5 protein-coding genes are annotated in these 7,286 nt (G+C 59.4%); all 5 read left to right on the forward strand.

Annotated features, from left to right (window positions below; translation table 11 throughout):
- Window positions 1–101: 101 nt before the first annotated feature.
- The 5 genes from rhlB (at window position 102) to gspF (ending at window position 7,139) form a co-directional block, all read left to right on the forward strand.
- Window positions 102–1,379 (forward strand): ATP-dependent RNA helicase RhlB, encoded by a 1,278-nt coding sequence (gene rhlB, locus BOW52_RS03475; RefSeq protein ID WP_078482696.1) that lies wholly within the window; start codon window positions 102–104, stop codon window positions 1,377–1,379.
- A 107-nt stretch (window positions 1,380–1,486) separates the two neighbouring features.
- Window positions 1,487–2,401, forward strand: coding sequence for a type II secretion system protein GspC (gene gspC, locus BOW52_RS03480; protein ID WP_078482697.1), 915 nt, complete (start codon window positions 1,487–1,489; stop codon window positions 2,399–2,401).
- 19 nt (window positions 2,402–2,420) lie between these two features.
- On the forward strand, window positions 2,421–4,427 hold the full coding sequence (gspD, locus tag BOW52_RS03485) for a type II secretion system secretin GspD (protein WP_078482698.1): 2,007 nt from the start codon (window positions 2,421–2,423) through the stop codon (window positions 4,425–4,427).
- Entirely contained in the window at window positions 4,411–5,922 is a 1,512-nt protein-coding gene (gspE, locus tag BOW52_RS03490) for a type II secretion system ATPase GspE (protein WP_078482699.1), read from the forward strand. The genes gspD and gspE overlap by 17 nt, the downstream gene beginning before the upstream one ends.
- Before the next feature lie 2 nt (window positions 5,923–5,924).
- Window positions 5,925–7,139: a type II secretion system inner membrane protein GspF gene (gene gspF / locus BOW52_RS03495; RefSeq protein WP_078482700.1), complete on the forward strand. Its 1,215-nt coding sequence runs from the start codon at window positions 5,925–5,927 to the stop codon at window positions 7,137–7,139.
- Window positions 7,140–7,286: the final 147 nt, after the last annotated feature.

A 7,286-nucleotide genomic window follows, 5' to 3' on the forward strand; every position in this document is an offset into this window, starting at 1 on the left:
ATTCTGCAGAACTGTTCTCTACAGGGTAGCTGCAATTTGAGCCCAGATGTCGACACATTTCAAGTCCAAACGGTCACACTTTTAAGTTATGCTCTGGACTCATGAGCGAAAAGAACCTGACAGAGACAAAATTTTCCAGCCTCGGACTTGCCGAGCCACTCATCCAAGGCATTGAGGAGACGGGCTTTTCGTACTGCACCCCAATCCAGGCTGAGACCCTGCCACCCGCCCTCGAAGGGCACGATGTGGCGGGGCAGGCACAGACCGGCACTGGCAAGACCGCTGCCTTTCTGCTCGCCGGTTTCCAATACCTGCTCACCCATCCCGCCACCGAACACCGCAAACCGAATCAGCCTCGCGCGATGATTCTTGCTCCAACCCGAGAGCTGGCGATCCAGATTCACAAGGACGCCGAATCACTCGGCCGACATACCGGACTGAAGCTGGGACTGGTCTACGGTGGCACCGGTTACGAGCAGCAGCGCACCATGTTACAGGAGGGTGTCGACATTCTGATCGGGACACCAGGGCGCATCATCGACTACTTCAAGCAGAAGGTCTTCAATCTGCGCGAGGCACAGGTACTGGTTCTTGACGAGGCAGACCGTATGTTCGACCTCGGCTTCATCGATGACATCCGCTATCTGCTGCGTCGCATGCCCGATCCCGACAAACGTCTCAACATGCTCTTCTCGGCAACCCTTTCAATGCGCGTTACCGAACTCGCCTACGAGCACATGAACAACCCAACCAAGGTCACGATTGAGACCGACAGTGTGACCGCTGACAATGTGCGCCAGGCGATCTACTACACCGCCAACGACGAGAAGATCCCGCTACTGCTTGGCCTGATCAACCAGATGGTCCCGACCCGCAGCATCATCTTTGTTAACACCAAACGCATGGCAGAACGTATCGACGCCTACCTCGAGGGCAACGACCTCAAGGCGGCGGTGCTCTCCGGCGATGTACCGCAGCAGAAACGTCAGCGTCTGCTGGAGCAGTTCCAGCAGGGTGAGCTGCCGATTCTGATCGCCACCGACGTGGCGGCCCGTGGTCTGCATGTACCTGAGGTGAGTCACGTCTTCAATTTCGACCTGCCACAGGATGCCGAGGACTACGTGCATCGCATTGGCCGTACCGCTCGAGCCGGTGCCAGTGGTGATGCGATCAGCTTCGCCTGTGAGGACTACAGCTTCTCACTGCCCGACATCGAGAGTTATATCGGTTACAAGATTCCCTCCGAGCCGGTCAGCAGCGACCTATTGGTCGAACCTAAACCTCCGGCCAAGCGCGAACGTCGCCCACGCAAGCCCAATGGCCGCGGCGGACAGTCACAGGGGCGTCGCAACAACCGTCCACACAAGCGCCACTCTTGAGTTGCACTACCCGTTTCGTGACACGCCACACAGTTAGGCAGCCCCACTCTCTATAGAGATGAGCTGAACATTGGTATGCTGCGCGAAATAATGAACGATGGAATGTGATGGCAACGCAAGTGGCGAGACTACCCACCTCACTAACTAAACCTGATGGCGCGCAGCGCTTCATCATTACCCTGATCAATCTGATCCTGGTGGTGCTGATCGCCTACCAACTGGCGCAGCTCACCTGGCGTTTTACCGCACCCGAGCCCGAACCACAGACCCGCCAACAGACAATCCAGCAGGCATCGGCCAAACATGCCGCTGAGCACAATAGCGCCGAACAGATCGCCGCCTTGCAGCTCTTTGGCAAGGTAGAGACTCAGCGTGTTGTCACGCCGCAACCGATGGAACAGGCACCACCGACACGCCTCAACCTGATCCTGCGCGGCCTGTTGGCCGCCGCCAGTGAAGCAACTGCTCGCGCCATCATCGAGGCCCCCGGCAGCGGCGAACACCTCTACACCGTGGGCGATGAGCTACCCGGTGGAGCCACTCTGCATCAGATTGAAAACGATCATGTAGTACTGGAGCGCAACGGTCGACTCGAAACCCTGCACCTGCCCAAGCACCGTAATACTGCGGCAACAAAACCGCGGAGTAGCAGTGCCTCCCGTAGCACCAGCACCCAGCGTGTCGATCAACGCAGCAGCCGTGCCATGACCAATATCGTGCGTGAATATCGGGAGCGCCTCAGCAGTGATCTCAGCACCCTGAGCCAACGCATCAATCTTTCGCCAGTGAATCAGAATGGCAGCTTCAAAGGTTTCCGCATCAACCGCATCGATAGTCGTGAGCGCAAACTACGCCAGCTTGGACTGCGCCGTGGCGACACCATCACCGCTGTGAATGGCATCGCGCTCGATAATCCGATGCGCGGCATGGAGGTACTGCAGAACCTCAACAGCGCCACCGAACTACAGATCGATATTCTGCGAAACGGTTCCCAGAAAACATTCCTCTACAGGGTAGAGTAGTCAGCGACAGAGAAGAGCAATGAAGTCAAAAAACAAACATCGCCTGCGCCACGCCCTCACCGGCCTCAAAAGCGCACTCCTGCTGAGCCTGGCACTCACCGTCGCCCCCTTTGTGAACGCGGCTCCGGTGACGCTGGAGATGAAGGATGCCGAGATCACCACTCTGATCGAACTGGTCTCGAGCGCGACCGGTAAAAACTTTATTGTCGACCCACGCGTCAAGGGTAAGGTCACCGTCATCTCCTCACGCAGCATGGAGGGCGAGGCGCTCTACCGCGTCTTCCTCTCGATCCTGCAGGTACACGGCTACGCCGCCGTTGAGAGCGGCAAGATCATCAAGATCGTCCCCGAGGTCAATGCCAAGCAGGGCGCCACTCCAGTTCGCGATGGTCCACGCCTGCGCGGCGATGAGACCATCACCCGTGTCATCCCGATCGAGTACAGCAACGCGGCGCAGCTGGTTCCAATTCTGCGTCCGCTGATTCCTCAACAGGGCCACCTCGCTGCCCACGCCGAGACCAACGTGCTGATCGTCTCCGACCGTGCCGCTAATGTGGCGCGTCTGGAGAAGATCATTCGTCGCATCGACCAGGCCAGCGAGGGTGAGATCGAGGCGATTCCACTCCAGCACGCCTCCGCCGCCGAGGTCGTGCGCATTCTTGAGAGCCTGACCAAGAAGGGTGCCGCACCCGCCAAGGGTAAGGGCGGACAGAGCAGCAGCTCTGAACGAGCACTGGTTGCCGATGAACGCACCAACACCATCCTGCTGTTTGCCGACAAGAGTGAACGACTACGTCTGCGCGCCCTGATCGCCCACCTCGACACACCGGTGGAGATGGAGAGCGAGGGCGACACCCAGGTCATCTTCCTGCGCTACGCCAGCGCCAAGGAGCTCGCCCCGGTGATCACCGGCGTCAGCCAGAACATCGTCAGCGAACAGAAAGAGAAGAGCAAAAAGGTCGAGACCAGCAGCGTTACCATCCAGGCGCATGAGAGCAACAATGCGCTGGTAATCACTGCACCCCCAGCAATGCAGCGCACCCTGCACGCCGTGGTGCGTCAGCTCGATGTACGACGGGCACAGGTTCTGGTCGAGGCGGTGATCGCCGAAATCCGCTCCGATAAGGCGGCTGAGCTTGGTGTGCAGTGGCGCGCCATGTCCGACCCCAACGGCACTGGCGGCATCGGCGGCACCAACTTCAATATCACCAAGAACGGTATCAACGCAGTCAGCGCCAATCCGCTCGGTGTCGGCGACGGCCTCAGCCTCGGTTATTTTGAAGGGACCAAGACCTTACTCGGCACCGAGTTCCTCAATCTAGGTGTACTTCTACGCGCACTCGGCAGCGACGGCTCAACCAACATCCTCTCCACCCCGAGCCTGGTGATGATGGATAACCAGGAGGCGGAGATTGTCGTCGGTCAGAATGTGCCGTTTGTTACCGGCTCCTACACCAGTGCCGGCAGCGGCAGCACCCCCGACAACCCGTTCCAAACGATCCAGCGCGAGGATGTCGGTCTGACCCTGAAGGTCAAACCGCAGATTAACGAAGGTAACGCGATCAAGCTCGACATCGAACAGGAGGTCTCGAGCATCAGCACCACCGGCACCAGCGCCTCCGACATCATCACCAACACCCGCTCGATTCGCACCAGCGTGATGGTCGAAGATGGCCGAGTGCTGGTGCTCGGCGGGCTGATCGATGATCAGCAGCGTGAAAGCGTGGAGAAGGTGCCGGGCCTCGGCAACATCCCGCTGCTCGGCCACCTCTTCAGCTACAAACACACCACCAAGGAGAAGCGCAATCTGATGGTCTTCCTCCATCCGCAGATCATGCGCGATGCCGCTACCGAGACCAAAATCAGCGGCAGTAAATACAGCCTGATTCGCGCCCAGCAGCTCGATCTTCAGAAAAATGGCGTACCGCTGATGCCCGGCGAAAGTGCACCACTGCTGCCTGAGATGGAACAGATGATGACCCTGCCTACCCCCTACGAAGCCGAGGCCGATGGCAGTCATCAGTAGCGATGCGATGAGCGCACTGGAGCAGAGCACCCGGCGACTGCCGTTTGCCTTTGCCAAACGTCACGGCGTATTGGTGACCGGCGGAGATGGGGAGCCACTGCGAGTGCTCTATCGTCCTGGACTGACCACGGCCACCATCGCTGAAGTGAAACGCTTCCTCGATGCCCCCTTTATCCTGGAGCGCACCAGCGAGGAGGCGTTCGACGCCCGACTCGCCTCGGGTTATGAGCAGAACGCCGGTCACGCCGCACAGATGATGGAGGATATGGGCGAGGATCTCGATCTCTTCAGCATCGCCGAGCAGCTGCCCGAACCAGAAGATCTGATGGAGAGCGAGGACGATGCGCCGATCATTCGCCTGATCAACGCCCTGCTCACCGAGGCGGTCAAAGAGGGTGCCTCCGATATCCATATCGAACCGTTCGAGAACCGCCTGGTGGTCCGCTTTCGCATCGACGGTGTGCTACGCCAGGTGATCGAACCACAGCGGGTGCTGGCGCCACTGTTGGTTTCACGCATCAAGGTGATGGCCAAGCTCGACATTGCCGAGAAACGACTGCCGCAGGATGGGCGCATCTCTCTGCGCGTTGCCGGTCGTCCAGTCGATGTGCGCGTCTCCACCCTCCCCTCCGGCCACGGTGAGCGCGTGGTGCTACGACTGCTCGACAAACAGGCGGGGCGTCTCGACCTTGAGCAGCTCGGCATGCTGGCCGCCAGTCGCGACTCACTCGATAGCCTGATCCATAAACCACACGGCATTATTCTCGTCACCGGCCCAACCGGTTCGGGTAAAACCACCACCCTCTACGCGGCGCTGAGTCGTCTCAATGCGGCACGGCGCAACATCATGACCGTCGAGGATCCGATCGAGTACTACATCGACGGCATCGGCCAGACCCAGGTCAACACCAAGGTCGACATGAGCTTCGCCCGCGGTCTGCGCGCCATCCTGCGACAGGACCCCGATGTCGTGATGGTGGGTGAGATTCGTGATCTGGAGACCGCCGAGATCGCGGTACAGTCGAGCCTGACCGGTCACCTGGTGCTCTCAACCCTGCATACCAACACTGCTGCAGGTGCCGTAACCCGTCTGCGTGATATGGGCGTTGAACCGTTCCTGCTCTCATCGAGCCTGATCGGCGTACTCTCACAGCGACTGATCCGCCTGCTCTGCGACCACTGCAAAGAGCCCTATAGCGCTGGCACTAGCGACTGCGAAGTGATGGGAGTCGATCCATCAAATCCACCCACCCTCTACAACCCGGTCGGCTGCCCGCACTGCAACGGTCTCGGCTATCGCGGTCGAAGTGGTATCTACGAATTGATCGAGATCGACGAGCAGCTGCGCACCATGATCCACGACGGTGCTGGCGAACATGAGCTAGAGCGCCACGCCCGCACCCGTTCACCTGGCATCCATAGCGACGGTGTCCGTCGTGTCCTCACCGGTGAAACTGCACTGGAAGAGGTTCTGCGCGTGATTCGTAGCGACTAACCATGAGCGCTTTCGAATACGCGGCACTCGACAACACCGGTAAGACCCGCAAGGGGGTGCTGGAAGGCGATACCGCTCGCCAGATCCGTCAGCAGCTGCGCGACCTGCAGCTCACACCGCTTCAGGTCGAACCGGTTACCGAACGTGAACAGCGCAGCCAGAAGCAACAGCTTTTTGTGCGCAGCATCGGCGCCACCGATCTGGCACTGATCACCCGCCAACTCGCCACCCTGATTCGCGCCGGGCTGCCACTCGAGGAGGTGCTGCAGTCGGTCGCCAAACAGAGCGATAAACCGCGCATCAAGAGCATGCTGCTCGAGGTACGCGCGCAGGTAATGGCCGGCCACCCGCTCGCCGAGGGGATGGGACGCTTCAGCCACATCTTCCCCGACATGTATCGCGCCACAGTGGCCGCAGGCGAACAGTCGGGGCACCTCGACACCGTGTTGGAGCGGCTCGCCGACTACACCGAAAACCGTCAGCAGATGCAGCAGAAGATCCAGCTCGCTCTCTTCTACCCAGCACTACTCACTGTGATGTCGGTACTGATTGCCGGCGGTCTGCTCACCTACGTGGTACCCGAGGTGGTGCGTGTTTTTGATAACATCGGTCAGACACTGCCGTGGCTCACACGCGCACTGATCACACTGAGTGAATTTCTGCAAAGCTACGGCATCTATCTGGTACTTGCGCTCGGCCTCTCCGCAATTGCACTGCAGCGACTGTTACGTCACGAGGGACCGCGCTACCAATTCCACACCCTGTTGCTGAAACTACCGCTCATCGCACGACTCAACCGTGGTCTTAACACCGCACTCTTCGCCCGCACCTTCAGCATTCTCACCGCCAGCGGCGTACCGGCACTCGACGGACTCAACATCTCCTCACAGGTGGTTGGTAGCCTGCCGATGCGCCACGCCATTGATGAAGCGGCCACCAAGGTACGCGAGGGTAGCAACCTGCACACAGCACTGGAGCAGAGCGGCCACTTCCCACCAATGACGCTACACCTGATCGCCAGCGGAGAGGCCAGCGGCAAGCTGGAAGAGATGCTGGAGCGCGCCGCCACCAATCAGGAGCGCGAGGTCGAGACGCTGATCGCCGGACTGCTCGGCATCTTCGAGCCACTGCTGATTCTGGTAATGGGTGGTATCGTACTGATTATCGTGCTGGCTATCCTGCTGCCGATCTTCGATCTCAACCAGCTGGTGCAGTAGCAGCAGGGAGACATCACAACAAGGAATTAAGGGAAGAAGGGAGAGATAACCCGGGGAGTCGCTATTTTTGCGGAAGCTTGTTTTGGGCATCCAAGCCCAAGCAAGCGGCAAATACTTAACGCGACCGTTTATGCCTACGGCGCCCCG

It is taken from the genome of Solemya pervernicosa gill symbiont (assembly GCF_002020875.1).
Classification (GTDB): Bacteria; Pseudomonadota; Gammaproteobacteria.

What these genes read in the sequence shown, in the direction of transcription:
- rhlB (WP_078482696.1), top strand. Translation starts at nt 102, where the DNA reads ATGAGCGAAAAGAACCTGACAGAGACAAAATTTTCCAGCCTCGGACTT.
- gspC (WP_078482697.1), top strand. Translation starts at nt 1,487, where the DNA reads ATGGCAACGCAAGTGGCGAGACTACCCACCTCACTAACTAAACCTGAT.
- gspD (WP_078482698.1), top strand. Translation starts at nt 2,421, where the DNA reads ATGAAGTCAAAAAACAAACATCGCCTGCGCCACGCCCTCACCGGCCTC.
- gspE (WP_078482699.1), top strand. Translation starts at nt 4,411, where the DNA reads ATGGCAGTCATCAGTAGCGATGCGATGAGCGCACTGGAGCAGAGCACC.
- gspF (WP_078482700.1), top strand. Translation starts at nt 5,925, where the DNA reads ATGAGCGCTTTCGAATACGCGGCACTCGACAACACCGGTAAGACCCGC.